We start from the raw sequence: 1,778 nt of genomic DNA on the forward strand, positions 1-1,778 counted from the left end.
GGCCACCTATTCCGGAACCAATAACAATCACATCATAATGATCATCTGCTTTGTTTTTTCTATATCGAGTTCCAGTTCGCACCATTATTTCTCTCCACTGCATCAATCAGTCAAAAACACAAAAAACCAAGCTCACGACAAGCTCATTATTTCGACATATTACCTCGCAAACAAATTATTATGCAACTTATTGCATATTGAAAAATAATATATACTAGCCAATGTCTATTCAATTTAGAGCTGAGCCATGTCCTTAAAACACGCCATTCTCGTATTATTAGAAACCGAACCAGGCAGCGGTTATGACCTATTAAAACAATTTAAAGAAGGACTAGGGTATTTTTGGAATGCAAGCCACCAGCAAATTTATCAGCAACTAAAAGTTCTTTTAGAGCAGGATTTTATCTCCTGCAACAATATAAAACAGACTGATAAACCCGATAAAAAGGTTTACGACATCACAGCAAAAGGCGTTGAAGAGCTCAAGCAATGGCTATCGGCGCAGGTAAAACCGAATAAAACCAATGATGCCCTCTTGGTAAAGGTTTTTGGCGGCCACCTTATCGATCAAAACAACTTGTTAGAGGAAATTGAAGCGCATCAAGCGCTACACCAAAAGACATTACAAAGCCTTCTATCGATAGAGCAGAGCTACTTAAGCCTGCCCCCAGAGAAGCAAGCCAACTATAAACTTCCCTACCTTACACTAAGGCGCGGAATCATTGGTGAACAAGCCTGGTTAAGCTGGGCAGAGGAAGCCTTAGAGTCGATCAAAAAATAATCAAAGCTTTTTTTCTCAAATCTGCGTATAATTGCCGCCCTTTTATTCTGTCCTCGCGTCAGAACCATTTTATCGATAGGCATTCCTAACTATGACAGACTCCACGCCTCAATTTGAGCAACTTGGTCTCCCCGAAAATATCTTAAAAGCCGTAAAGGATCTTGGATACGAAACCCCTTCTCCAATCCAAGCTCAAGCAATACCCACACTTCTTAGCGGCAAAGACATTTTGGGTCAAGCTCAAACCGGCACCGGAAAGACTGCAGCATTTGCCCTCCCTTTACTTGCAAATATCGACGCAAACAAGTCTGAAACGCAAGTATTGGTGTTAGCCCCTACACGCGAGCTAGCGATTCAGGTTGCTGAAGCATGTCAAAGTTATGCGAAACACATGAAGAACTTCCATGTTCTTCCTATTTACGGCGGCCAAAGCTATAGCAACCAGTTACGCCAGCTCAAGCGCGGCGCACAAGTGGTGGTTGGCACTCCGGGACGCGTCATGGATCACATGCGACGCGGGACGCTGAAACTCAACACCCTAAAAACCTTAGTACTTGATGAAGCAGATGAAATGCTACGCATGGGCTTTATTGATGATGTTGAATGGGTATTGGAACACACACCCGAGGATCGGCAAATCGCCCTATTCTCTGCGACCATGCCTCGCGAGATTAAGAAAGTAGCCCAGAACCACCTCACAGACCCAGAGATCATTAAAATCGCTGATAAAACAGCGACGGCAAAAACCATCAACCAGCGTTATATGATGACCTCCGGCATCGATAAGCTAGAAGCTTTGACTCGCGTTTTGGAGATGGAAACCTACGATGGTGTCATTATTTTCGTACGTACTAAAATTGCCACCGAAGAGCTTGCGTCAAAACTTAACGCTCGCGGTTATTCGGCGGCGGCTCTAAACGGCGATATAGCACAAGCGGCCCGAGAGAAAACAGTAGACCGCCTAAAGAAAGGTGGCATCGATATCCTTATCGGAACT

The 1,778-nt window shown here is 44.1% G+C and carries 2 protein-coding genes; both read left to right on the forward strand.

The window, feature by feature from the left end; all coding sequences use genetic code 11:
- Window positions 1-247 precede the first annotated feature (247 nt).
- A complete protein-coding gene (locus A3763_RS16825) occupies window positions 248-781 on the forward strand; it encodes a PadR family transcriptional regulator (protein WP_068513060.1) in 534 nt (177 codons plus the stop codon).
- 91 nt (window positions 782-872) lie between these two features.
- The coding region (locus tag A3763_RS16830) for a DEAD/DEAH box helicase (protein ID WP_156495136.1) at window positions 873-1,778 on the forward strand (906 nt) is incomplete at its 3' end.

It is taken from the genome of Oleiphilus sp. HI0128 (genome assembly GCF_001635365.1).